Genomic DNA, 24461 nt, shown 5'->3' with positions numbered 1-24461 from the left:
CTGGAGCGTCACTTCTCACCCTCTCGGCAAACTTGCAGACCTGCTACTTTACCTGCGCTTAACGGACTACCGCTCCGCCGAGTACGACGACTCACAGGTGACCTCAGTCACCGCAACACTTTCGAGTGATTTCCGGGCGTTGTACCGCGCCAGGTTGAACTCCCGCCAGTCCTGTTCGAAGTAGCGATCCTTCAACCACCGCAAGGCACACGAGCGTTGCGGCTCCGGCAACCGGACGAGCGCGGGCGCCGCGTCCTCCGACAGCCCCGAGAGGTACTCCACGTCGATCTTCTGCGTGGCCTCGAACCGCGACACGTTGTAGTCGGCGACCACCCGTTCGGGGTTCATCACCACCACGGCGAGGAAGGCCGCGGTCCCGGTTGCGACGATCGCCTTGGGCAACCAGTTGGCGCGCAACGTGATTCCGCCCGCGATGACCATCACGTAGACGACGGCCAGCCACACCTCGCACGACGCGACGAGCAGCCGCAGCACCGTCCACCCGTACGCCTGCTGGTAGAACCACATGCGGCTCAAGGCACTCGCGACGATGACGAGCGTGAGAACGGCCAGTGAACCGAGAAGAACCCGAAGCCACAACTGTTCCCGCGCGGTCTTCTTGACCGCGAACCGCGCCACGCCCGCGATGACGCCGAGCGTCAGGATCGTCACCCACAGCAGCTGCCAGAAGCCGGACCGCGCGTACTCGGCGAACGTGACGCCCGCCGTCTTCATCACGTAGGCCTCACCACCGAACAGAACCGCGAGCTGCGTGCCCACGAACCCGGTGAACAGCACCACGAGCACCCCGACCGGCAACCCGTAGTCCTTGAGCCGCAACGTCCCCGGCTTCGCCTCGGCGTCCTCGTTGATCGCGGGCGGCGCCACCACGAGGTAGCACGCGCCCAGCGCCCCGAGGGCCGCGACGACCCCGAAGAACCCCATGCGCACGTACACGCCGACCTCGAGATCGGGCACGAGCCCCTCGAGGAAGTCGTTGAACCCCTTGTCCGCTCCCGCGAGCAACGACCCGAAGACCACCAGCAGCACCCCGGCCACGCCGACGGACACGAACGGCCGGATCCCGATCGGCCCGCGCCGGCTGAGCCCCTTGGCGACCCAGGGGATCGACCGCAGCGCCGCGAGCCCGAGCCCGACACCGCCGAAGACGAGCCCCTTGACGGTCTTCCCGCCCGCCATCGCGAGGGAACCGCAGACCATCGACGCCAGCACGCTGAGCGGGAAGACCCACTCGGCGGCCCGCAGGAACCCCATGGCGAGGAACGCGAGCGCCGCCGCGAGCCAGAGCGCCCGCTCGACCGTCGGCCTGCCCGCGAAGAACAGGACGGCGCCGACCGCGCACAGACCAGCCAGGAACCACCCGATGCCGTTGGCCGGCGGGACGAGGAACGCGCCGGCGAGACCCGCGACCAGCCCCACCACCAGGACCTGGGCGGGGGCGCCGGTCGTGGGCGGCTTCCACCAGGGCATGAAGGGGACGCCGGGGGCGGTCACGACCACCGCCGGGCCGGGGTGGCGGGCGGGGCCCTGCCACGGCGACGGCTGGGGGAGGGTGGCGGCGGGCTCCGCCTTCGAGGCGGGCTTCCGCTGCGGCTCGTCGGCCGACGGATCTTGTCGGACCTGCTGAGCAGGTTGAGTCGCAGGGGTTCCCGGTTCGGGGGTACCCCTGCGCGAGCCTGCGCTCACAGCCGGCTTCACGCCTGCGGCCTTGTCCGCCGCCTCCCGCGCCGCCTCGTCGGCCGCGTTCTCCACGGCCTCCTGCGCGCCCTTGCCCGCTGCCTTCTCCGCCGCGGGCTTCACGCTTGGACCCGTGTCCGCCGCGGGCTTCACGCTTGGACCCGTGTCCGCCGCGGGCTTCACGCTTGGACCCGTGTCCGCCGCGGGCTTCACGCCCGGACCCGTGTCCGCCACCGGCTTCACGCCCGGACCCGTGTCCGCCGCCGGCTTCACGCCCGGACCCGTCTCCACCGCCTCCCGCGACGGCTCGCCCCCCGGCGAGTTCCCCCCACCCGCCACCGGCCGGTCCCCGGCCCTGCGCACCGGCCGGTACTTCCGCCGTCCCGCCTTCCCCCGAGGGGAGTCCGGAGCCGAACCAGTCCCAGAGTCAGTCATGTCATCTCTCCCAAGCCCGGAAACGGGCGCGCGTCACCGTCGCACCGGCCGGGCCGGTGCGAACCGAGATCCGTGAAAAGTCAGCTAGAAGCGGGGCAGGGTCACCCGGATGCACGAGCCGGGGTCCACCACGGCGATCGTGCCGCCGTGCAGGTCCACCACCCACCGGGCGATGGCGAGACCGAGTCCGGTCCCGCCGCCGCCCGCCCTCTCCCCGCGGGTGAACCTCTCGAAGATCCGCGAGCGGTCGGCCAGGGCGATGCCCGGACCCTCGTCGCGGACCTCCAGCACCACCGACGTGCCGGAGGAGAACCCGGTCACGGACACCTTCCCCCCGGTGGGTCCGTGCCGGGCGGCGTTGTCCACCAGGTTCACCAGCACCTGGTGGAGGCGCTCCCCGTCGGCGAGGACCGCGAGGTCCCCGGCGACGTCGATCGAGAACGTGGCCGCGGGAGCCGCCACCGCTGCCTCGGCCACCACGTCGGCGACCAGCGACGACACCGACAGCGTCTCGCGGTTGAGCGACAGGACCCCGGCGTCGATCTTCGACAGGTCCAGCAGCTCGGTCACGAGCCGCCCGAGCCGCTCGGTCTGGGCCAGCGCGGTCTTCATGGTCGCGGCGTCGGCAGTGGCCACCCCGTCCACCACGTTCTCCAGCACGGCCTGCAACGCCGAGATCGGGGTGCGCAGCTCGTGCGACACGTTCGCGATCAGCTCACGGCGCTGCTGGTCGGCGGCGGCCAGGTCGGCCGCCATCACCGTGAAGGCCTCGGCGAGCTGGCCCACCTCGTCCGACGACGTCGCCCGCACCGAGCGCGAGTAGTCGCCGGAGGCCATCGAGCGGGCCGCGGCCGTCATCTGCCGCAGCGGCGAGGTCATGCCGTGCGCGAGCAGCTGCGAGGTCAGCAGCCCCAGGACCAGGGCCATCAACGTCGTGCGCGGCGGCAGCCAGCCCGTCGAGTAGCGGAAGTACGCGAACGACACGCACCCCGACACCACGATCACGATGCCCAGCTTGAGCTTGATCGACCGCACCGAGTCCAGCGGACGCGGCAGCAGGTCGAGCAGGTCCAGCACGCGCTTCACCACCGGCACCTCCCTCGTCACCGGGGCACCTCCAGCGCGTACCCCACGCCGTGCACGGTCCGGATCAGGTCGGCCCCGAGCTTGCGCCGCAGGGCCTTCACGTGGCTGTCGACCGTCCGCGACGACGCCCCCTCGTGCCACCCGCAGGCCTCCGCCAGCAGGCGCTCCCGTGCCTGCACGGCGGAGGGGCGTTCCGCGAGGAACACCAGCAGGTCGTACTCCGTCGGCGTCAGGTGCGCCTCGACGCCGGCCCTGCGCACGCGGCGCGCGGCCAGGTCGATCACCAGGTCGCCGAGCTCCAGCGACCGCGACGACACCGCCCGCGAGACGCGGCGCAGCAGCACGTGCACCCGTGCGGCCAGCTCGCGCATCGAGAACGGCTTCGTCAGGTAGTCGTCGGCCCCCACGGCGAGCCCGACCAGCAGGTCGGTCTCGTCCCCCCGCGCGGTCAGCATCAGCACCGGCACCGACCGCGACGCCTGGATCCGCCGGCACACCTCGAGGCCGTCGAACCCCGGCAGCATCACGTCCAGCACCACCAGGTCGGGCGCGAACGACGCCGCCTGGGCGACCCCCGACGGCCCGTCGTGGGCCACCGCCACCACGAACCCCTCGGCCCGCAGCCGCGCGGCCACGGACTCGGCGATCGTGATGTCGTCCTCGACCACGAGGACCCGGCGCTGACCCGTCATGGCGGCGACTTTATGGGCAGGACGTGGAGGACGCCGGGACGAGTTGTGAAGATCGTGTGCAGAAGATGCGGGTAGGTTCGCGGTATGAACGTCCTCGAAGCGGTCCTGGAGAGGATCACCTACGCCAACGAGGACAACGGCTACACCGTCGCGAAGGTCGACACGGGCAGGGGTGACCTGGTCACGGTGGTCGGGGCGCTGCTCGGCGCGCAGCCCGGCGAGTCGATCCGCATGCGCGGCCACTGGGGCTCGCACCCGCAGTACGGCAAGCAGTTCCACGTCGACGACTACACGACGATCCTGCCCGCGACGATCCAGGGCATCCGCCGCTACCTCGGCTCCGGCCTCATCAAGGGCATCGGTCCGGTGCTGGCGGACAAGATCGTCACCCACTTCGGCGTGCAGGCCCTCGACGTGATCGAGCACAGCCCCGAACGGCTCGTCGAGGTGCCGAAGCTCGGCCCCAAGCGCACCAAGCTCATCGCGGACGCCTGGGAGGAGCAGAAGGCCATCAAGGAGGTCATGGTCTTCCTGCAGGGCGTCGGCGTCTCCACGAGCCTCGCCGTCCGGATCTACAAGCAGTACACGGACAAGGCCATCGACGTCGTGAAGGAGGAGCCGTACCGGCTCGCGAGCGACGTCTGGGGGATCGGCTTCAAGACCGCCGACGTGATCGCGAAGGCCGTCGGCATCCCGCACGACAGCCCGCAGCGGGTGAAGGCCGGCCTGCAGTTCACGCTGTCGGAGGCCACCGGCGACGGCAACTGCTACCTGCCGGAACAGGCCCTCATCGCGGAGGCCGTCAAGATCCTCCAGGTCGACGCGGGCCTCGTCATCGACTGCCTCGCCGAGCTCGTCGGGGAGGAGGGCGTCGTCCGCGAGGAGCTGCCGGACGACGAGATCGCCATCTACCTCGTTCCGTTCCACCGCGCCGAGATCTCGATGGCCGCCCAGCTCAAGCGCCTGCTGCGCCACGACACCGACCGCATGCCGAGCTTCCAGACCGTCGACTGGACCAAGGCGCTGGCCTGGCTCGGCACCGACCTCGAAGCGCACCAGGAAGCCGCGGTCAAGCTCGCGCTCACGCAGAAGGTCGCGGTGCTGACCGGCGGGCCGGGCTGCGGCAAGAGCTTCACCGTGCGCTCGATCGTCCGGCTCGCGCAGGCCAAGCGCGCCAAGATCGTCCTCGCCGCGCCCACCGGCCGGGCCGCGAAGCGCCTCACCGAGCTGACCGGCCACGAGGCCCGCACCGTGCACCGCCTGCTGGAGCTCAAGCCCGGCGGCGACGCGGCGTACGACCGCGACCACCCGCTCGACGCCGACCTGGTGGTCGTCGACGAGGCCTCGATGCTCGACCTGCTGCTGGCCAACAAGCTCGTGAAGGCCGTCCCGCCCGGCGCGCACCTGTTGCTCGTCGGCGACGTCGACCAGCTGCCGTCCGTCGGCGCGGGCGAGGTGCTGCGGGACGTGCTCGCGCAGGGCAGCCCGATCCCGAACGTCCGGCTCACGCACATCTTCCGCCAGGCCCAGGAGTCCGGCGTCGTCACGAACGCCCACCGCATCAACAGCGGCGACTACCCGATCGTGCAAGGCCTGCCGGACTTCTTCCTGTTCAGCGCGGACGAGGCCGAGGACGCGGCGACCACGACGGTCGACGTGGTCGCAAACCGCATCCCGCGCAAGTTCCGGCTCGACCCGCGCAAGGACATCCAGGTCCTCGCTCCCATGCACCGCGGCCCGGCCGGTGCCGGAGCGCTCAACACCGTGCTCCAGGAGGCGCTGACGCCGTCGCGGGACGACCTGCCCGAGAAGCGCTTCGGCGGCAGGGTGTTCAAGCTCGGCGACAAGGTCACCCAGATCCGCAACAACTACGACAAGGGCCGCAACGGCGTCTTCAACGGCACCCTCGGCGTCGTCATCGCGCTCGACACCGTCGAGCAGAAGCTCACGATCCGCACGGACGAGGACGAAGAGGTCGACTACGAGTTCTCCGAGCTGGACGAGCTCAGCCACGCGTACGCGATGACCATCCACCGCTCGCAGGGCAGCGAGTACCCGTGCGTGGTCATCCCCATCACGACCAGCGCGTGGATGATGTTGCAGCGCAACCTGCTCTACACCGCCGTCACGCGCGCGAAGAAGCTCGTCGTGCTGGTGGGCAGCAAACGCGCCATCGGCCAGGCCGTCCGCACGGTCGGGGCGGGCCGCCGCCACACGGCGCTGGCCCACCGCCTCCGGACCGACTCCGCGTCGTGAGCGCGCGTTTCGTCAGTCCATGCTGCGCACGATGGTGGGCTCCAGGCCCTCGTCGTCGTCCGTGAGCGAGCCCCGCCACGGGAAGGAGATCTCGGCGGCACCGTCGTCGTAGAGGTGGTCCATGGCTCGCTCTCCCGTTTCTTCCCGCGTGTGGTGGGGGTGTGGACCTCGCAGTTCGTCAAGTCGGTTTCGGCTCGTCGCTCAATAACCGCTGCTGGAGGAGATCATATTGATTTTCGTCACAGCGCGCCAAGTGGCCGGTTTCGCCGTCCCAAGCACCGGACGGTAATCATCCGGTCGGTCGAACGGGGTGGCGCCGTTGGGCCGAACGGCCGATCATCGGTGATCATGCGGTCTGCTCTCGCCCTGTTCGCCTGCCTCGCCCTCCTCCTCGGCCCCGCTCCGGCGCCGGCCGGCGGTCCACAAGCGACGTACGTGCTGCGCGTGCCCGCGCCGAAGGGCGAGTCCGCCCAGCGGTTGCTGGGCCTGGGCTACGACGTGCTCGAACGGCGCGACGGCGAGGACCTGTTCGTCGTCGGCGACGCGCACACCGCCGACGCGCTCGGCGCCGACGGGTTCAGCTCGTCGGTCGAGACGGTGCGGCCTCCGGCGCAGTGGACCCCGCGCTCGCTCGGCGACGCGACCTACTACGGCGGCTACCGGACCGTCACCGCGCACCTCGCGCACCTCGACCAGACCGCCGCGGTCCACCCGGACCTCGCGACCGTCGTCGACTACGGCGACTCCTGGCGCAAGACCCAGGGCAAGGGCGGGTACGACCTGAAAGCCGTCTGCATCACCAGGAAGAGGCCCGGCGACTGCGCCCTGACGCCCACCGCGCCGAAACCGCGCCTGTTCGTCATGGGCCAGCTGCACGCCCGCGAGATCACCACCGGCGACCTGGCGTGGCGGTTCGTCGACGACCTGGTCGGCTCCGAGCTCACCGCGCTGCTCGGCGAGCTGGAGGTCTGGGTGGTGCCGATCGCGAACCCCGACGGCGTCGAGATCGTCGAGTCCGGCGGCGACGTCCCGGTCCTGCACCGCAAGAACGCCAACGGCTTCTGCTCCAGCGGCCCGCGCGGCGTCGACCTCAACCGCAACGCCGGCTCGCACTGGGGCGAGGCCGGCTCGTCGCAGAACAGGTGCAGCGAGACCTACCAGGGCACGCGCGCCGACTCCGAGGTCGAGGTGCGCGCGCTGGAGTCGTTGTGGCGCAAGCTCTACCGCGACACCCGCGCACCCGGCGACACCGCGGCCGCCGCACCGGACACCACCGGCGCGGTGGTCTCCATGCACAGCTACGGCGACTACGTGCTCTTCCCGTGGGGCTGGAGCACGCAGAAGACCGGCAACGACGCCGCGCTGCGCAGGATCGCCCAGGACATGGCCGCGCTCGGCGGGTTCACCGCGGGCCAGCCCGGCGAACTGCTCTACAACGCCTCCGGCGCCACGGACGACTGGGTGTACGACGACCTGGGCGTGCCGAGCTTCGTGTGGGAGATCGGCGCGCAGTCCGGCCGGTGCGGCGGGTTCGTGCCGCCGTTCTCGTGCCAGCGGGACGTGCACTGGCCGAAAGTGCGGCCCATGCTCGTTTCGGCCATGAAAGCAGCAAAACGCCCGTATTGACGCGTTGGGGGGTCATGGGGACACGCCTACTGGCCACCACCGCCGCATTCACGCTGCTCTTCACCGGCACCGCCGTCGCGCAGGAGCACCGGATCGACCGCGAGGTCGTCCAGCAGGGCCTGGACGACCTCAACCGCACCGCCGCGCAGGGCGTGCAGCTGCGCGTCACCGACGGCCGGGACCGCTTCACCGCGCGGTCCGGCACCGCCGAGCGGGGCGACCCGCGCCCGGTGCCGGTGAACGGGAGGTTCCGCGCGGGCAGCATCACCAAGTCGTTCACCTCGGCCGTCGTGCTGCAGCTCGCCGGCGAGGGCGTGGTCGAGCTGGACGCACCGGTCGACCGGTACCTGCCCGGCCTGGTCGACCGCCGCATCACCGTCCGGCAGCTGCTCCAGCACACGAGCGGCCTGGTCAGCCACACGGACGCGCTGGCGTTCGACCCGCAGGGCTTCGAGCCGATCCGGTACCGGCGCTGGGCGCCGCAGGAGCTGGTCGCGCTGTCCACCGGTCAGCCGCTCCGGTCGGAGCCGGGCACGAGGTGGGAGTACAACAACACCGGGTACGTGCTCCTCGGCCTGCTCGTCGAGGAGGTGACCGGCCGCGACTACGCCGACGTCGTCGCCCAGCGGGTCCTGAAGCCGCTGCGGCTCGGCGACACGACGTTCCCCGGCGACGACCTGGACGTCCGCGGGCCGCACGCCCACTCGTACGGCCTGGTCGACGGCAGGCCGATCGACACGACCCGCTGGCACACCAGCGTGTTCTGGGCGGCCGGCGACGTCATCTCGACCACCAGGGACCTCGACACCTTCTACACCGCGTTCCTCGGCGGCGGCCTGCTGAAGCCCGAGCAGCAGCGGGAGCTCACCCGGACCACGGCCGTGAGCCCCGGCTACGGCCTCGGCGTGTTCGTGGACCGGGCCCCGTGCGGCGCGACCATCATCGGCCACACCGGCAACGTCCCCGGCTTCGCGAGCTTCGCCTACGCGAGCCCGGACCTGCGGACCCGAGCGGAGTTCTCCGCGACGGCGAGCACCGGCACCGGTGACCCGACGCAGGCCTACCTGAAGGTGATCGAGGAGATCTTCTGCTGAACGGAGCAGGGGACGTCCCCGAACCCGCGGCCCGCCGGATGCGTCCTGCCTCGGGGAGAACTCCGGGATGCGGTGCTGCTGGAGGGGGACGCGGCGCTCCCGTGCGCCTCGCCAAGGTGGGACGCATGGGGATTCGACTGGTAGCAACAGTGACCGCGACGAGCCTGCTGGCACTGACCACCGCGGGCGTCGCCACGGCCGACCCGGCGGGCGCCGGCGGCGCGGGCGTGCAGCAGGCTCTCGACCAGGTCACGCGGAGCGGGGGAGCGCTCGGCGTGCAGGCCCGCGTGACGGACGGGCGGCAGCGCTTCGCCGCCCGGTCCGGCAGGGCGGAGCTCGACGGCCACCGGCCGGTGCCGCTCGACGGCCGGTTCCGCGTCGGCAGCATCACCAAGACGTTCGTCTCGACCGTGCTGCTGCAGCTCAGCGGCGAGGGCCGGGTCGACCTGGACGCGCCCGTCGCCCGGTACCTGCCGGACCTGGTCGACGGTCGCATCACCGTCCGCCAGGTGCTGCAGCACACGAGCGGGCTCCACAACTACACCGACGACCTGCCCGGCAACCCGGACGAGTTCGACCGGATCCGCTACCGGACCTGGACGCCGCGGGAGCTGCTCGCGCTGTCCACGAGCAAGCCGCTCGACTTCGAGCCCGGCACGAAGTGGAGCTACTCCAACACCAACTACGTCGTCGCGGGCCTGCTGGTCGAGGAGCTGACCGGCAAGCCCTACGCGACGTCCGTCGAGCAGCGGATCCTGAAGCCGTTGCGGCTGAAGGACACCGAGGTCCCCGGGACCGGGCTCGACATCAGGGGTCCGCACGCCCGCGCCTACTGGACCGTCGGCGGGCAGCCGTCCGAGATCACCCGCCTGAACCCGTCGATCGCCTGGGCGGCCGGCGAGATGATCTCGACGACGCAGGACCTGGACACGTTCGTCACAGCGCTGGTGAGCGGGAAGCTGCTCGCGCCCGCGCAGCAGGCGGAACTGAGCAGGACCACGGCCGTGAGCCCGGGGTACGGCCTGGGCCTGCAGGTCGAGACGTTGCCGTGCGGCACCAAGGTGTGGGGCCACGGCGGTGGCATCCCCGGCTACTCGTCGCAGCTGCTGACGACGCCGGACACGAAGAAGCGGCTGGAGCTCAACGCCACCAGCGCGCCGGTCCCGGGCGACCCCGGTGACGCCTTCGACAAGCTGCTGTCGGCGGTCTTCTGCTGATTCCGGGCACACGAAAGGGGAGCTGGGCTGACCAGCTCCCCTCCCGGCGTTGTCGAAGAACTACCCGAGGGCGTTCTTCATCGCGGTGATCAGCTCTCCGTTCGCGGTGTCACCCGTGAGCTCCCAGAAGAACGCTCCACCGAGACCCTGGCTGCGGGCCCACTGGATCTTGCTGGTGATCGTCTGCGGGGTGTCGTAGCTCCACCACTGGCCGTTGCAGAACGCGTAGGCCGTACCGGCGATCGTGCCCGTGGCGGGGCACTTCGTCTTGAGGACCTTGTAGTCCTCGATGCCCTGCTCGAACGTGCCGGGAGCCGGGCCGGTCGCGGTGCCGCCGGGCGCCGCCTGGGTCACGCCCTGCCAGCCGCGGCCGTAGAAGCCGATGCCGAGCAGGAGCTTGCTGGCGGGAACGCCCTTGCTGCGCAGCTTCGAGATCGCGGCCTCGCTGTTGAAGCCGGCGGTCGGGATGCCGCTGTACGACGTGAGCGGGGAGTGCGGAGCCGTCGGGCCCTGCGCCGCCCACGCACCGAAGTAGTCGTACGTCATGACGTTGTACCAGTCGAGGTACTGCGCCGCGGGGCCGTAGTCGGCGGCGTCGATCTTGCCGCCGTTCGAGCCGTCGGCGGTGATCGCCGAGGTGACGAGGTAGTTCTGGCCGAAGCGGGCGCGCAGCGCCTGCATCAGGTTCTTGTAGGCGGCCGGGCCGCTCGTGTCGCACGAGAGACCGCAGGCGTTCGGGTACTCCCAGTCGATGTCGATGCCGTCGAAGAGGTTCGCCCAGCGCGGGTCCTCGAGCAGCTTGTAGCAGGACTCGGCGAACGCCGCCGGGTTCTGCGCGGCCTGGCCGAAGCCGCCGGACCAGGTCCAGCCACCGAACGAGTACAGGACCTTGATGTGCGGGTACTTCTTCTTCAGCTTGAGCAGCTGGTTGAAGTTGCCGCGCACCGGCTGGTCCCACGTGTCGGCGACGCCGTCCACGCTCTCGGCGGCCGTCATGGCCTTCTCGAGCGCCGGGTACGACTCACCGATCGTGCACTGACCGTTGGTCACGTTGCCGAAGGAGTAGTTGATGTGCGTCAGCTTGCTCGCCGAACCCGAGGTGTCGATGTTCTTCACCTGGTAGTTGCGAGCCGGGTAGACGCCCCACTCCGCGAAGTAGCCGAGGTTGATCTTCCCGGCCGGCGGCGGGTTGCCGGTCGTCGTGGTCGTCGTCGTGGTGGTGGTAGTGGTCGAGGTGGTGGTCGACGTCGTGGTCGTGGTGGTCGGGTTGGTCCCGCCCGCCTCGCACGACGCGCCGTTGAGCTTGCAGTTGGCCGGCGCGCCGAACGTGCCGGTGTACGCGCCGTTGAAGCCGAAGCTCACCGAGGCGCCGACACCGACGCTGCCGTTCCAGGTGTTCTTGACGGTGACGTTCTGACCGCTCGTGGTGTACGAGCCGTCCCACAGCGAAGTCACGCGGTGGTTGGCGGGGAGCGTGAACTCGACGGTCCACGACGTCAGGGCCGTCGTGCCGTTGTTGGTGATCGTGTACTTGCCCTCGAACCCCGTTCCCCAGTCCGAACCCTTGGAGAACGTGGCGGACACGCCGCCGGCACCGCTCGCGGCGGGCACGACGACGATGCCGAGGACCATCGCGGCGACCGCCGCGAAGAGTGCAGCTAGATGCCATCGGAACTTGGACATCGGACTCCTAGTCGCAGGGGGTTAACGGAACCTTGTGGTTTAGACCACTTGAAGGTCAAGGTCTAGACCTCTGCCGTCACTCGAATGGAGTAGTCCGAAACCGGTATCGGAAACCGCGAATGTCGTTCCGTGCCAAAGATGTCGCTGCAAAATGCAATCAGCCTATTGCGCGCTCGGCACCCCAGGCCGCGATGTCCTCGCGGCTGCGCAACCCCAGCTTGTCCCGCAGTCGCTGCAACCGCGCCGCGACCGTGCGAACGGAAACGTTCAGGCGGTTCGCGATCTGCTGGTTCGTCAGGCCGGACGCGAGCAGTGCGATCACCCGTCGTTCGTGGTCGTCCAGCGCCTCACCGGCCGTGCGGTCGAGCCACACGTCGTCCTGGATGAACGCCTCGGTCTCCGCGGCGGTCAGCGGTGTGGCAGCGGCTTCCGCGCGCGCGACGGGCACCATCAGGCGTGCCGTGCGCATCGCCCCGGCGACCTTCTCCGCCCAGAACGGGTCCGGCACGACCCCCACCGAGCGTCTGAGCGCACGCCCGGTCGCCTCGAGCCGCAGCGCGCGTTCCGCCTGCCCGCGCGTCAACGCCACGACGGCCAGGCCCTCCAAGGCGTCCGGGGCGGTCAGCGGGTTCATCCCGTCCATCCGCAACGCCTCCTGGAAAGCGTGCTCGGCCTCGTCCAGCTCGCTCTGCACCAACGCCACCGCACCACGCGTGGCGAGGGCCGACGCGATCCGTGCGGGCATGCCCGACGCACGCGAGAGGGGCAACGCCTTCATGACGTCCTTCTCGGCGCGTTCGTGCTTGCCGAGCGAAAGGGACGTGCGCGCGAGGTCCACCAGGCACTTCGCCCGCGCCAGCGGCTCCCCCAGCAGTTCGGCGACCCGCAGGCACTCGGTGTTGTTCTCGGCCGACGCCTCCCACTCGCCCGAGGACCGCTGCACCGCCGCCAGCGTGCTGCGGGAGCTCATCAGCAGGGCCGGCTGCCCGAGCGCGCGGACCAGCCGGGACGCCTCGGCGGACAGCTCGGCGGCCTCGGCGTGGTCACCCTGCTCGGCGGCGAACCGGGCGGCGTGGTTCAGCGCCACGCAGCGGTGGTCGTCGCGAGTGGACGGTCGCCGCAACGCGTCGCGCAGCATCACCCGCGCCTGCCCGAGCCGTCCGCTGCGGGCCGCGCAGTCCGCCAGCGCCGTGGTGAGCAGCAGCAGCCGCTCGTCGGCGCGGTCGGCCGCCCACTCGACGGTGCCGAGCAGGCTGTCGACGTGGTGGTCGAGCCGGTGCTGGACGTCGGCCGGCACCGACAGCGGCGCCGTGAGCAGCACGTCCGAGAGGTCGGTGAACCAGCGGGCCAGCGCCTCGTAGGCGATGTCGAGCTCGCCGGCCGCGATCAGCTTCTCCCTGGCGTGCACCCGGATCGACTCGAGCTGCCGGAACCGGGTCGCGCCGTCGACCGCCGTGAGCAACGACTTGGCCTGCAGCCGCGAGAGGACGTCGAGAACGGGTTCCGCCGACCGCTCCGACGAGCAGACCTCCGTCGCCGCGGCCAGGTCGAAGCCGCCGTCGAACACCGAGAGCCGGCGCAGCGCGAACTGCTCGTCCGGCGCCAGCAGCCGGTAGCTCCAGTCGATCGCCTCGCGCAGCGACCGCTGGCGTGCCGGCGACTTGCGGCAGCCCAGCGTCAGCAGCTCCAGCGGCTCGTCCATGCGGTCGCAGATGTCCGCCACCGGCAGCAGTTGCACCCAGCGCGCCGCCAGTTCGATCGCGAGGGGCATGCCCTCCAGCCGCGCGCACAGCAGCGCGACCGCGGCGGTGTTCTCGGGTGTCAGCCGGAAGTCGGGCTTGCGCTCGCGGGCCCGTTCCACGAAGAGCTTCACGGCCTCCGACCGCGGCGCCGCCGTCGTGACCAGGTCGCGGTCCGTCGAGGGCACGGCCAGCCCCTCGACGTGGAAGCTGACCTCGCCGGTGATCCACAGGGCCTCGCGGGAGGTCGCGAGCACCCGCACACCGGGGCAGCGGTTCAGCAGCATGTCGGCGAGCTCGGCGCACGTGTCGAGGAGGTGCTCGCAGTTGTCGAGCACCACGACGACCCTCATGTTGACCAGCGTCTCGACCACGGTGTCGCGCAACGGTTCGTCGGGCTGCGCGAGCACGCCGAGGGCCTGGGCCAGCACCGGCAGCACCTCCCGGGCGTCGGTGACCTCGCCGAGCTCGACGAGCAGCACCCGGTCCGTGCGCCCGCGCCGCAACCGGCCCGCCGTCTCGAGCGCGAGCCGCGTCTTGCCCGCCCCCGCACCGCCGACCAGCGTGACGAGCCGGTGCCGGCGCAGCAGCTGGTCGAGCTTCGACAGCTCCTGCTGCCGGCCGACGAACGTGTCGCGCGCCGCGGGCAGGTTCGACAGCACGCGCAGGTTCTGCCTGGTGGCGGGCGCGGGAACGGTCGCGCGGCGGCGGTAGGCGCGTTGCCGGCACGCGTTGGAGCAGTACGACCTGCGCTGCTCGGATTCAGGCAGCTCGCCGGCGCACAGCGCGCAACGTCCGGTGCTGGTCATGAGTCCTTCTCCTCCAGCCGTAACGGCAGGGCGTTCACGTCTCGGCCCGGCGAACGCGCTGGTCGCCGGCGGTGTGCCGGGTGGTGCGACCCGTTACGCCCCGATGTGCGCGAGACGGTGCGCGACCTCGTCGTTATGCCTGCCTTCCCGCGGTCCTCGTTCGGGAACAAACTGGTGACTGGTCCGGTCTGACAGGGAGCACGCATGACGTTGACACCGAGCACCTCGTGGGCGACCGGGGGTCTGCAGCTGGTGGACAAGCCGCGCACGATCACCGTCGGCATCGCCGACGACGAGGTCCTGGTCCGCGCGGGAGTCCGCGGAGTGCTGGAGCGGTCCGGCGGCGTCGCGGTCGTCGGCGAGGCGGGCGACGGCAGCGGCGCCCTCGAGCTCGCGCGCCGGCAGCGCCCGCAGGTGCTGCTGATGGACGCGGCGATGCCCGGCATGGAGGGCCTCGCGGCCGTGCGGATGATCCGCCGGCACGTGCCCGGCACGGAGGTGGTCGTGCTGTGCACGCAGCACACCGAGGAGGTGCTCTTCCCCGCGCTGCGGGCCGGTGCGGCGGGATTCCTGTTCAAGAACTCCGAACCGGACGCGCTGGTCGGCGCGGTGCGCGCGGTGGCCGCGGGGGAGGCGATGCTCTCGCCGTCCGCGACGCGCGCGCTGGTCGACCACTTCACCGGCGCCGACTCGGAACGCCGTGACGCCGCGCGCAACCGCATCGGCCTGCTCACCCGGCGGGAGCAGGAAGTGCTGGTGTACCTGGCACAGGGCATGGCGAACGCGCGCATCGCTCGGCTCATGTACCTCTCGGAGGGGGCCATCAAGGCCCACGTCAGCCGACTGCTGACGAAGCTGCGGTGCGACAACCGCGTCCAAGCCGCTCTCATCGCACGCGACGCCGCCCTTCCCTGCTGAAACCTGTTCTCGTTGCAACGGCGCACCGGTCAGACTAGCCACGGATTTTCGCGCCGCGAAGCAGGTCACCCGGTTGGCCCCGTCCAATGTGAGGTCCGCTTCCCGCCAGCGTGCGACCGGGAAACAGGGCATGCTCGGGTGTTGTGCAGCTGGAAACGTTCTCGAAAAGGTTGCCGTTTCAAGCACCTTTGTTCCCCGACAACCTGTTCGGCCACCTCATCGCCACCGCGGTGCCCGGTGTGGAGGAGTGGCGCGACGGCGTCTACCGCCGCACCCTGCGGTTGCCTTTCGGTTGCGGCATCGCGTCTTTGCGGCCGATGCCCGACCACGTCGCGTGCACTGTGGAGTTGACGGACGCGCGCGATGTGGAGAGTGCCTTCGGTCTCTGCCGGTTCCTGCTCGACCTCGACGCGGACCCGGAGGAGGTCGACTCCGATCTGGCGGAGGACCCCGTGCTGGCCCCTCTGGTGGCCGCCGCACCCGGACGCCGTGTGCCGCGCACGGTCGACGGCGCGGAGTTCGCCGTCCGCGCGGTGCTGGGCCAGCAGGTGTCGACGAAGGCGGCGCGCACGCACGCCGCGCGTCTGGCGGCGGCCCACGGGACGCCGGTCGGCGACCTCGTGCTGTTCCCGCTGGAGTTCGACCCGGACCAGCTCGCGGTGCCCAAGTCGCGCCGCCGGACGATGGCCGCGCTGCTCGACGCGCTGCAGTCCGGTGTGGACCTCTCGCCCGGCGCGGACCGGGAGCGGACGCGGGCGCAGCTGCTGGCGCTGCCCGGGTTCGGCCCGTGGACGGTGGAGACGATCCTGATGCGCGCCCTGGGCGACCCGGACTCGTTCCTGCCGACCGACCTGGGCATCCGCCTGGCCGCCGAGGGCCTGGGCCTGCCGACGACGCCCGCGGCCCTGCTCAGGCGTTCGGAGGCGTGGCGGCCGTGGCGTTCCTACGCGGTGCAGCACCTGTGGGCGACCGGTGACCACGAGGTGAACCGGATCCCGGCCTGAGCTGCACGCTCGCGTACATCGCCCCCGTCGACCCGCCCCGCACGAAACCGGGCAGCGGCGGGGGGTCCTGCGCGAACCCCTGCAGGTCCCCGAAAACCTCGACCGCCGTGGCGGGCCGCCCGCCGGGGTCCTTGGCCAGCAACCGCTGCACCACCGGGTCCAGCGCGCCCGCCACCCGCGGTGGCGTCTCCCGGACGTGCTTGTCGAACACCGCGTACGCCGTCGGCCCGGTGAAGAGCTGCTCGCCCGTCAGCATCTCGTGCAGCACGCACCCCAGCGCGTACAGGTCGCTGCGCGGCTCGGCGATCCCGCGCTGGATCTGCTCGGGCGCCATGTAGCTCGGCGTGCCGAGGATCTGGCCGGCCCGGCTGAACGGCGCGACGTCGCTCTCCCGCAACAGCGCCAGCCCGAAGTCCAGCACCTTGACCGCGCCGTCCGGGGCCAGCATCAGGTTGGTGGGCTTGAGGTCCCGGTGGCAGATGCCCTGCTCGTGCGCCGCCGCGAGCACCGCGGCGGTCTGCGCGGCGATGGCCGCGGCCCACCCCTGGGGCAGCGGGCCGAACTCGCCCACCAGGTCCGCCACCGTGACGCCGTCGACGAACTGCATCACCTGGAACAGGCGCTGCTCGTAGGTCCCGAAGTCGTAGAGCACCGGCACGCCGGGGTGCTCGAGCCTGGCCACGATCCGCGCCTCGCGCGCGAACCGCTGCTGCACCTCGTCGTCGCTGCCGGGGAGCCGCAGCAGCTTCACCGCCACCCGTCGATCCAGGCGCAGGTCCCGCCCCTCGTGCACGGCACCCATGCCACCCCGCCCCAGCGGCAGGTCGTCGATCTCGTAGCGGTCGGCGATCAGCACCGGAGCAGCCTAACCGCCACGCCCGGTCCGCCGGCCTCGCGCGCTCACGCCGGCCGGACCTGCCCGCTCAGGAGCCCGGAGTAGCCCAGGCGGACCAGGTCCGCCGCGTTCTCCAGGCCCGCCTCCAACGCCTTGAGCCGCGCGAACGCCTCGCCGTACCGCTGCTGCTCCTCGACCGGCAGCGACGGGACCTGCGTCCGCCGGACGTCGAGCCGCGTCGAGCCGGTCGGGGTGCGGGCGAACGCCGCGCGCAGCACGCCCTCGAGGAAGTCGGGGTCGAGCTTCGCCGGGTCGATCTCGTACGTCGCGCCGGTCGGCGACGTGACGACGTGGCCGCCGGGTGCGGCGCGGACCAGTTCACCGATCGTCGTCATGCCCGGCGCGGGCTGCTCGCGCAGCTCGGGCAGGCGCGGGACCGCGAACACCGGCTGCGCCGCCAGGTAGGCGGACACGTCGGTGCCGCTGCGCCGGGCCGGGCTCAGGTCGACGTCGTCGTCGAGCAGGTCGATGACGCGCGTGTTCGGCTCGACCGGGCCGGGGGCCTCCAGCAGCGCGATGTGCTCGGGAGCGCGGCCGACGGGGTTGCGCAGCAGCCACAGATCGCGGCCCGGCTGCACCGTCATCACCCCGCGTACGGCACCGGCGCGCAGCAGGTTGCCGCGGATCCGCTTGCCCGGCCGGCGCGACGCGGCCGCCGACGGCATCAGCACCGCGACCAGCCCACCCGGCTTGGCGAGCGACAGGCAGTGCTGCAACCAGGCCAGCTCCGGCTCGCCGCGCGGGGGCAGCCCGTAGGTCCACCGGGCGTCACCGACGAGCTCCTCGTGCCCCCACGCCCGGTCGTGCCACGGCGGGTCGCACACGACGGCGTCCGCGAGGTGCGCGATCCCGTTCCGCCGCAACGAGTCGCCGGTGATGATCTGCGCATCCGGCAGCCGCCGCCGCGCGATGACCGCGGACACCGGGTCGAGCTCCTGCCCGATCTTCTCGCGCCCCTTCGACGCCATCAGCAACGACCCCGTGCCGCACGCCGGGTCGATCACCGTGGCGCCGTCCGTCGTGGCGAGCACGACCTCGACGACCTCGGGCGGAGTGGGGTTGAGCAGCCGTGAGTGCGCTTCCGCGTACCGCGCGTGGAGGAACTCGAACGTCGCCGCGTCGGCGTCCACGGCGGCCAGCGCCTCGCCGAGCTTCAGGTCGTCGGTGGCGCGCAGCTGCGTCCACAACCGTTCGGCGGGGGAGACCTGGAACGGCTTCCCGTTTCGCCGAAGCCATGACTCCACGTCGCGCAGCAGGTACAACGGACTGGAGGCCGTCCCGCCGACCGGCGACGGGAAGTCCTCGAACCGCCGCCGCCAGTTCGACACCGCCGCCCGCCCCACCTCGGCGAGGCGCGCGATGTCGCCGGCGTTGACCGTCTCATCCATGTTCACAACCGTATTGCTTGTGAACTCACTTCACAACTGATCTACTGGAGAGATGACACACGAGCTGCGCATCGCCGTGGCGACCGATCCCGGGCTCGTTCGCGAGCACAACGAGGATTCGGTCTACGTCCGCGCCGACCTCCAGGCGGTGGCGGACGGCATGGGCGGCCACGAGCACGGCGAGCTCGCGAGCGCCCTGGCGGTGAACGTCCTCGCGGAGTGGCGCGACGACCTCGGCCCCGCGGTGGCGGAGATCGCGCGCAGGCTCGACGCCGAGGTGCCCCAGGGCGCCGGCACCACGCTCACCGCGATGCGCTGGGAGGGCCTGGAGTTCGAGCTCGCGCACGTCGGCGACTCCCGCGCCTACGTGGTCAGGGACGGCAACCTCCGCCAGCTCTCCCACGACCACACGATGGTCCAGGCCCTGGTGGACGCGGGCCGCATGACGCCGGCGGAGGCGCTCGTGCACCCGCGCCGCGCGTACGTGCTGCGCGCCCTGCAGTCCGGCAACTCGCACGAGCCGGACCTGACGTGGCACCAGGCGTTCCTCGGCGACCGCTACCTGCTGTGCAGCGACGGCCTGACCGACTACACCGACCTGGGCGACGTCCACGAGATCCTGCTGTCCACACAGGACGGAACGGACGCGGCCTGGCAGCTGGTCGCGCTGGCGAACGGCAACGGCGGCCCGGACAACATCACGTGCGTGATCACCGACGTGGTGAAGAAGAAGTGGTGGCAGCGCTAGGAAAGCGCTCCCGGAACGGGAGCGGCCCCCACCACCGCAGTGGCAGGGGCCGCGGCTCTGCGAGGTGTTACAGGTTCGCCGGCATGCCCGACTCGTCGGCCGCCGCCGTCGTGGACCCGCTCAGCAGGTCCTTGACGATCTTGTTGGCCTGCTTGACCGCGGGCGTGATCATCTTGATCTTCACCTTGCCGTTGGTCATCTTGCCGCCGACCTCGAACGTCGTGTCCTCACCGGGCAGCGGCACGCCCTGGCAGCCGGTGAACTGCTTGCGTGGGGTCGCACCGGTCTGGAAGTAGAACGTGATCGGGTCGTCGACGCAGTCCGTGTTGTACGGGAACAGGCCGTGCGTGCCCTCGTTGTCGACGCTGATCATCTTCGCGTTCGGCAGGGCCTTGGCCGTGGCCAGACCACCCTCGTAGGCGGTGGCGGCGTCGAGCTCGGCCTGCGCGACCAGCAGGCGCGGGAACGTCTTCTTGTCCGGCTTCGGCATCGAGTTCGTCGTCGGCCAGTACGCGCAGAGCGGCGTCTCCATGAACGGCGCGATGAACGGCGCGTTCACGGTCAGGTCGGCCAGCCAGTAGTTCCAGTAGTGCAGGTTCTGGTTCCACTGGCCGTCCTGGCAGCGGATCGCCTCGAACGTCGCGTCCCAGGTCTCGACCTCGGCGGCGGCGGTCGTGGCCTTGACCGCCACGCGCTCCTTCTTCGCGACCGCGGCGAGCGCGTTCTGCTTGCCCTTGGCGATGAACGCCTTGTTCTCGTCGGTGAGGCCGGGGTAGGTGAGCATCTTCCCGACGATCTGCTCGACCTTCTCCGAGTCCGTGCCGGCGGGGTTCGTCGCGTCGATCACCGAGGCGACCGCGGAGGCGGCGGCGTGGTACTGCGAGGTGTCGTACATCGCCGGGATCACGAACCACGCGACGAAGAGCTGGCCGACGAACTCGCGCGTGCCGCCGCCCTTCTCCCACTTGCGGCGGATCTCCATCGGGTCGGTGCCCTGGCCGTACTTGTCGTCGTGGCGCGCCATGAACGGCAGCAGCGCCTCCTGGAACTGGCGGTCGCGGGTGCGCGGCTGCAGGTCCCAGGTGTTCTCGAGCGTCGACTGCGAGGCGTCGACGGCCGAGTCGAGCAGCATGCGGTGGACCTTCGACGGGAACGTCGAGGCGTACCAGGTGCCGAGCCACGTGCCGTAGGAGTAGCCGATGTAGCTCGTCTTCTTCTCACCGAGCAGGACACGGATGAAGTCCATGTCGTAAGCGGTCTGCTCGGTGGTGATGAACTTGGTCAGCGGGTTCTCGAGGCAGCCGTCGACCTTCGCCTTGTTCAGCACGGTGACGTCGGTGCTGTTCGGGACGGTGTAGCTGCACGTGAGCGGCGTGGAGAGGCCGACGCCGCGCGGGTCGAAGCCGATGAAGTCGTACTGGCTCGCGAGCACCGGGGCGCGCAGGGCCATCGCGGCACCCCACGGCAGGCCGGAGCCGCCGGGGCCACCGGGGTTGACCAGCGCGATGCCCTGGCGCGCGGTGCCCTTGAACGCGGTCTGGGTCTTCGAGACCCGGACGCCGATCGTGTTGCCGTCGGCCGGGTTGTGCCAGTCGCGCGGGACCTGGACGGTCGCGCAGGCGAGGCCCTTGACGGTCTTGAACTGCTTGACGGTCTCCTCGGCGACGCCGGGGAACTCGCACTCCTCCCAGGTGATCTTCTGGGTGGCCAGTGCGCCCGCGAGTGCCTGCGTGTCCGGGTCCGCCTTGGCGGCGGCGCTCGCCGCCGGAGTGAGCACGACGCTGGTGGCGACCAACACCCCGGCCACCGCGGCCATGCCGCCTCTGAAGTACTTCCTCACGTGGATCCCTTCCTGCCCCCGCCCGGCCCGGTGAGGCCGCGCATGCAACAGAGGAGAAAGGGGAAACCGGTCGATTAACACTCCTGGGTGGTGGCAGAAAGTCGCCATGTCTGAAAACCGTCACGAAAGATGAGCACGGAGTGATGAGCGCTCGCGCCTTCGTGACGTTAGGTGACTAAAGCCATCCTCGCCGTGACGCCTGCACGCCGAGCTGGAACCGGGTCTGCGCCCCCAGCAGCTGCTGCAGGCGGCTCACCCGCCGGTGCACGGTCCGTTCGCTGACGCCGAGCTCGCGCGCGATCGACTCGTCGGTCAGACCGGCGCTGAGCAGCGCCATCAGCCGCCGGGTGGCCGTCGTCGGCTCCTCCTGCGCGTCCGCGTGGCCGCCCGGCGTGATCGACACGGACATCCGCCAGAACGCCTCGAACAGCTCGATCAACGCGCTGAGTAGCACGGACGGGTGAATGAGCAGCGCGACCACGTTCCCGCCGGTGACCGTCGGCACCGCGATCAGCGCCCGGTCCGAGTCGGCGATGACGAGCTTCAGCGGCACCCCGGGGAACGTCCGCGCCTGCTCGCCCGCCGCGATGCTCTCCTGCACCGACGCGAACCCGAGCTCGGTCTGCAACAGCTCGGAGTCGTACACGACCCGGTACCCGATCCCGCGGGCGAGCGCCGGCGGCTGCGCGGGACTCGCCTCGGGCTGGGGGCTCAGGTACGAGCCGGGGTCGAGCGCCCGGATCTCGCGCTCGGCCTGGCTCTGCATCTCCTCGAAGGTGCTGATCACCTCGCGGGCGTCCGTGAGCACCTCGACGAAGTCGACCTCCTTCGCGCCGTGCTCGGCGTAGGCGGCCGCCAGGACCTCGGCGGTCTCCCGCGCCCGCACGGCCGCGACCTCGTGGCCGGACGCGATGGCCGCCAGCGCCGACCGGGGCGGCCGCACCTCGTCGTCGCGGATCAGCCCGAGTCGTTCGAGCTCGTCGTACGCCGCGCCGCGCTCCACGTGCCCCCCGCGCAGCATCGCCAGGTACAGCTTCTCGGCGTCCGGCGACAGCCCCTCGTGCACACGACTCCCTTCGGTGGTTCTGAACCGAAAATACCTTCGGGTTCGGTTCAGCCGAACCGGCGCATCAACCCGAGGAACATCGCGTCGAACGCCCTGTCCGGCAGCACCCCGCGGGCGAACAGCATCGGCTTCGCCCCGAACCCGGCCGCGTACCGCGTGCGGGGACGCCTCGCCCGGGCCGCCTTCACCACGACGTCCGCGATGACCTTCGGCTCGCTCGCGCGGCCCATCTGCGCGTGGAACCCGGCCAGCTGCCTGACCTGCCCCTCGTACGCGCCGCCGCCCGAGGTCTTCTCCAGGTTCCCGACCGCGATGCCGCCCCACTCGGTCTTGATGCCACCGGGCTGGACGACCACGACGTCGATCCCGAACGGCTTGAGCTCCAGCCGCACCGAGTCGCTCAGCCCCTCCACCGCGAACTTCGTCGAGTGGTACCAGGCGCCGAGCGGTTCGTAGATCCTCCCGCCGATCGACGAGATGTTGACGATCCGGCCGCTCCCGGCCGCCCGCATGTGCGGTGCGACGAGCTGGATCAGCCGCGCCAGGCCGAACACGTTGACCTCGAACTGGTACCGGGCCTCGTCCAGCGGCACGTCCTCGACCGCGCCGTACGAGCCGTAGCCCGCGTTGTTCACCAGCAGGTCGATCCGGCCGGTCTCCGCGATGATCTTCCCGACGCCGCCCGCCATCGACTCGTCGTCGGTGACGTCCATGAGCAACGTCCGGATGCCCCGCGCCGCCAGGCCCTCCATCCGCCGCACGCGGCGTGCCGCGGCGTAGACGGTGTAGCCGGCCTTCTGCAGCTCGACGGCGGTGGACTCGCCGATGCCCGACGACGCTCCCGTGACCAGTGCGACCTTCATGATCCGCTCCTGCCTGAACTAACTAAACGTTTGGTTGCTAAATCCAGGCAACCACGGGAGCGGGCTGCTGTCAACCAACTGGTTAGTTGCTAAGACCAACCGGTCGGTTAGGATGGGAGGCGTGGTGAGGGACAGGGAAGCGACCAAGGCGAAGCTGCTCGAGGCGGCGGCGGACGAGTTCGCCGAGCACGGCATCGCCGGCGGGAGGGTCGACCGCATCGCGGCCAAGGCCGGGTGCAACAAGGCGATGATCTACGCCTACTTCGGCAGCAAGGAGGGGCTGTTCGACGAGCTGCTGAAGATCCACGTCGACCGCATGATCGCGTCGACGCCCATCACGCCGGAGGACCTCCCCGGCTACGCGGGCAGGCTCTTCGACTCCTACGTCGCCCAGCCGCGCCTGCTCAGGCTGATGGCCTACCACCGCCTGGAGAACGGCTTCGACGCCGTTCCCGAGGCGGAGGCCGAGGCGCACCGGCAGAAGGTCGACGCCGTCGCGCGGGCGCAGCGGGAGGGCGTGGTGCCGGCGGAGTTCGACGCGGCCGACCTTCTCGACCTCGTCGTGCACATGTCGATCCTCGCGTTCAGCACGCCGAACGCGACCCGCGAGCTCGTCGAGCGGTCGGTCCGGCGGCTGATCGCCGAGTAGGACTCAGGGCCGGCGCAGCAGGTAGGTGTCCATGATCCAGCCCTTGCGCTCGCGAGCCTCCGTGCGCACCTCGCGGATCTGCGCCGCCACGTCGCCGACCCGGCCGGACACCAGGATCTCGTCCGGCATCCCGAGGTAGGCGCCCCAGTAGATCCACGTGTCCGGGTCGACGCCCTCGAACGAGTGCCTGGCGTCCAGCATCACGGCGACGTCGTCCACATCGGACGGCCAGCCCTCCGCCAGGCGGCGGCCGGTCGTGATCTGCACCGGCCTGCCGACCCGGTTCAGCGAGACGCGGTGGCCGGCCGTCAGCGCCGCCACCGACGTCACGCCGGGGATCACCTCGACCGCGAACTCCGCGCCGCGCTCCAGCAGGTCGTCGAGGATCGCGAGGGTCGAGTCGTACAGCGACGGGTCACCCCACACCAGGAACGCGCCGGTCTCGTCGTCACCCAGCTCCGCCAGCAGCCCCAGGACGACGTCGGCGCGGTCGCGGCGCCAGGCGTCGATCGTCGCCGCGTAGTCGGCGGGGTCGCGGTCGCGCTCCGGGTCCCGGCCCTCGACCCAGCGGTGCGGCCGCGTGACGTGCTCGGCCAGGATCGACGCGCGCAGGTCGACGAGCTCCTGCTTCACCGATCCCTTGTCCAGCACGAAGAACACGTCGACCGTCTGCAACGCCTTGACGGCCTGCACCGTCAGGTGGTCGGGGTTGCCCGCGCCGATACCGATGACCAGGATCTTTCGCACGCCACACA

The 24461-nt window shown here is 71.0% G+C and carries 19 protein-coding genes; 8 read left to right on the top strand and 11 right to left on the bottom strand.

Annotation, left to right across the window (positions count from 1 at the left end; translation table 11 throughout):
* Positions 1–66 precede the first annotated feature (66 nt).
* The 3 genes from ACFWGZ_RS04830 to ACFWGZ_RS04820 all read right to left on the bottom strand — a co-directional run bounded on the left by ACFWGZ_RS04830 (position 67) and on the right by ACFWGZ_RS04820 (position 3911).
* Positions 67–1821: a DUF4153 domain-containing protein gene (locus ACFWGZ_RS04830; RefSeq protein ID WP_382450122.1), complete on the bottom strand. Its 1755-nt coding sequence runs from the start codon at positions 1819–1821 to the stop codon at positions 67–69.
* A 396-nt stretch (positions 1822–2217) separates the two neighbouring features.
* Positions 2218–3240: an ATP-binding protein gene (locus ACFWGZ_RS04825; RefSeq protein WP_382450121.1), complete on the bottom strand. Its 1023-nt coding sequence runs from the start codon at positions 3238–3240 to the stop codon at positions 2218–2220.
* Complete coding sequence (locus ACFWGZ_RS04820) at positions 3237–3911, bottom strand: response regulator transcription factor (RefSeq protein WP_382450120.1); 675 nt, start codon at positions 3909–3911, stop codon at positions 3237–3239. Before ACFWGZ_RS04820 ends, ACFWGZ_RS04825 begins: the two co-directional genes overlap by 4 nt.
* A gap of 84 nt (positions 3912–3995) precedes the next feature.
* On the opposite strand from ACFWGZ_RS04820, the gene ACFWGZ_RS04815 reads away from it, so the two are divergent.
* The 4 genes from ACFWGZ_RS04815 to ACFWGZ_RS04800 all read left to right on the top strand — a co-directional run bounded on the left by ACFWGZ_RS04815 (position 3996) and on the right by ACFWGZ_RS04800 (position 10104).
* Positions 3996–6167, top strand: coding sequence for an ATP-dependent RecD-like DNA helicase (locus ACFWGZ_RS04815; protein WP_382450119.1), 2172 nt, complete (start codon positions 3996–3998; stop codon positions 6165–6167).
* Positions 6168–6515: 348 nt separating this feature from the next.
* Complete coding sequence (locus tag ACFWGZ_RS04810) at positions 6516–7793, top strand: M14 family zinc carboxypeptidase (protein WP_382450118.1); 1278 nt, start codon at positions 6516–6518, stop codon at positions 7791–7793.
* Positions 7794–7807: 14 nt separating this feature from the next.
* Complete coding sequence (locus ACFWGZ_RS04805) at positions 7808–8887, top strand: serine hydrolase domain-containing protein (RefSeq protein WP_382450117.1); 1080 nt, start codon at positions 7808–7810, stop codon at positions 8885–8887.
* Positions 8888–9012: 125 nt separating this feature from the next.
* Positions 9013–10104, top strand: coding sequence for a serine hydrolase domain-containing protein (locus tag ACFWGZ_RS04800; protein WP_382450116.1), 1092 nt, complete (start codon positions 9013–9015; stop codon positions 10102–10104).
* 60 nt (positions 10105–10164) lie between these two features.
* Here ACFWGZ_RS04800 and ACFWGZ_RS04795 read toward each other — a convergent pair whose 3' ends face one another.
* Both ACFWGZ_RS04795 and ACFWGZ_RS04790 read right to left on the bottom strand, forming a co-directional pair.
* Entirely contained in the window at positions 10165–11787 is a 1623-nt protein-coding gene (locus ACFWGZ_RS04795) for a glycosyl hydrolase family 18 protein (protein WP_382450115.1), read from the bottom strand.
* Between the two features lie 157 nt (positions 11788–11944).
* Positions 11945–14335, bottom strand: a complete 2391-nt coding sequence (locus ACFWGZ_RS04790; RefSeq protein WP_382450114.1) for an ATP-binding protein — start codon at positions 14333–14335, stop codon at positions 11945–11947.
* A gap of 204 nt (positions 14336–14539) precedes the next feature.
* On the opposite strand from ACFWGZ_RS04790, the gene ACFWGZ_RS04785 reads away from it, so the two are divergent.
* Both ACFWGZ_RS04785 and ACFWGZ_RS04780 read left to right on the top strand, forming a co-directional pair.
* Positions 14540–15253: a response regulator gene (locus ACFWGZ_RS04785; protein WP_382450113.1), complete on the top strand. Its 714-nt coding sequence runs from the start codon at positions 14540–14542 to the stop codon at positions 15251–15253.
* Positions 15254–15441: 188 nt separating this feature from the next.
* Positions 15442–16257: a DNA-3-methyladenine glycosylase family protein gene (locus tag ACFWGZ_RS04780; protein WP_382450112.1), complete on the top strand. Its 816-nt coding sequence runs from the start codon at positions 15442–15444 to the stop codon at positions 16255–16257.
* Here the strand turns inward: ACFWGZ_RS04780 and ACFWGZ_RS04775 are convergent.
* Both ACFWGZ_RS04775 and ACFWGZ_RS04770 read right to left on the bottom strand, forming a co-directional pair.
* Positions 16163–17113, bottom strand: a complete 951-nt coding sequence (locus ACFWGZ_RS04775) for a serine/threonine-protein kinase (RefSeq protein ID WP_382450111.1) — start codon at positions 17111–17113, stop codon at positions 16163–16165. The two genes, ACFWGZ_RS04780 and ACFWGZ_RS04775, sit on opposite strands and share 95 nt — an antisense overlap.
* 44 nt (positions 17114–17157) lie before the next feature.
* Positions 17158–18540, bottom strand: a complete 1383-nt coding sequence (locus tag ACFWGZ_RS04770) for an N-6 DNA methylase (protein ID WP_382450110.1) — start codon at positions 18538–18540, stop codon at positions 17158–17160.
* 52 nt (positions 18541–18592) lie between these two features.
* On the opposite strand from ACFWGZ_RS04770, the gene ACFWGZ_RS04765 reads away from it, so the two are divergent.
* Positions 18593–19288, top strand: a complete 696-nt coding sequence (locus tag ACFWGZ_RS04765) for a PP2C family protein-serine/threonine phosphatase (RefSeq protein WP_382450109.1) — start codon at positions 18593–18595, stop codon at positions 19286–19288.
* A gap of 67 nt (positions 19289–19355) precedes the next feature.
* Here ACFWGZ_RS04765 and ACFWGZ_RS04760 read toward each other — a convergent pair whose 3' ends face one another.
* From ACFWGZ_RS04760 to ACFWGZ_RS04750, 3 genes are all read right to left on the bottom strand, one after another.
* Complete coding sequence (locus tag ACFWGZ_RS04760; RefSeq protein WP_382450108.1) at positions 19356–21128, bottom strand: alpha/beta hydrolase; 1773 nt, start codon at positions 21126–21128, stop codon at positions 19356–19358.
* Between the two features lie 175 nt (positions 21129–21303).
* On the bottom strand, positions 21304–22194 hold the full coding sequence (locus ACFWGZ_RS04755) for a helix-turn-helix domain-containing protein (RefSeq protein ID WP_382450107.1): 891 nt from the start codon (positions 22192–22194) through the stop codon (positions 21304–21306).
* Positions 22195–22241: 47 nt separating this feature from the next.
* A complete protein-coding gene (locus tag ACFWGZ_RS04750; RefSeq protein ID WP_382450106.1) occupies positions 22242–23057 on the bottom strand; it encodes an oxidoreductase in 816 nt (271 codons plus the stop codon).
* Positions 23058–23181: 124 nt separating this feature from the next.
* Here ACFWGZ_RS04750 and ACFWGZ_RS04745 point away from each other — a divergent pair, with 124 nt between their 5' ends.
* The gene (locus tag ACFWGZ_RS04745) at positions 23182–23706 is read left to right on the top strand and encodes a TetR family transcriptional regulator (protein WP_382450105.1); all 525 of its coding nucleotides are present in this window, start codon (positions 23182–23184) and stop codon (positions 23704–23706) included.
* A gap of 3 nt (positions 23707–23709) precedes the next feature.
* On the opposite strand, the gene cobF is transcribed toward ACFWGZ_RS04745, so the two are convergent.
* Positions 23710–24453, bottom strand: a complete 744-nt coding sequence (gene cobF / locus ACFWGZ_RS04740) for a precorrin-6A synthase (deacetylating) (RefSeq protein ID WP_382450104.1) — start codon at positions 24451–24453, stop codon at positions 23710–23712.
* Positions 24454–24461: the final 8 nt, after the last annotated feature.

The organism is Lentzea sp. NPDC060358 (genome assembly GCF_042725365.1).
Taxonomy (GTDB): Bacteria; Actinomycetota; Actinomycetes; order Mycobacteriales; family Pseudonocardiaceae; genus Lentzea.
This window is presented reverse-complemented; position numbering and strand designations above follow the sequence as displayed.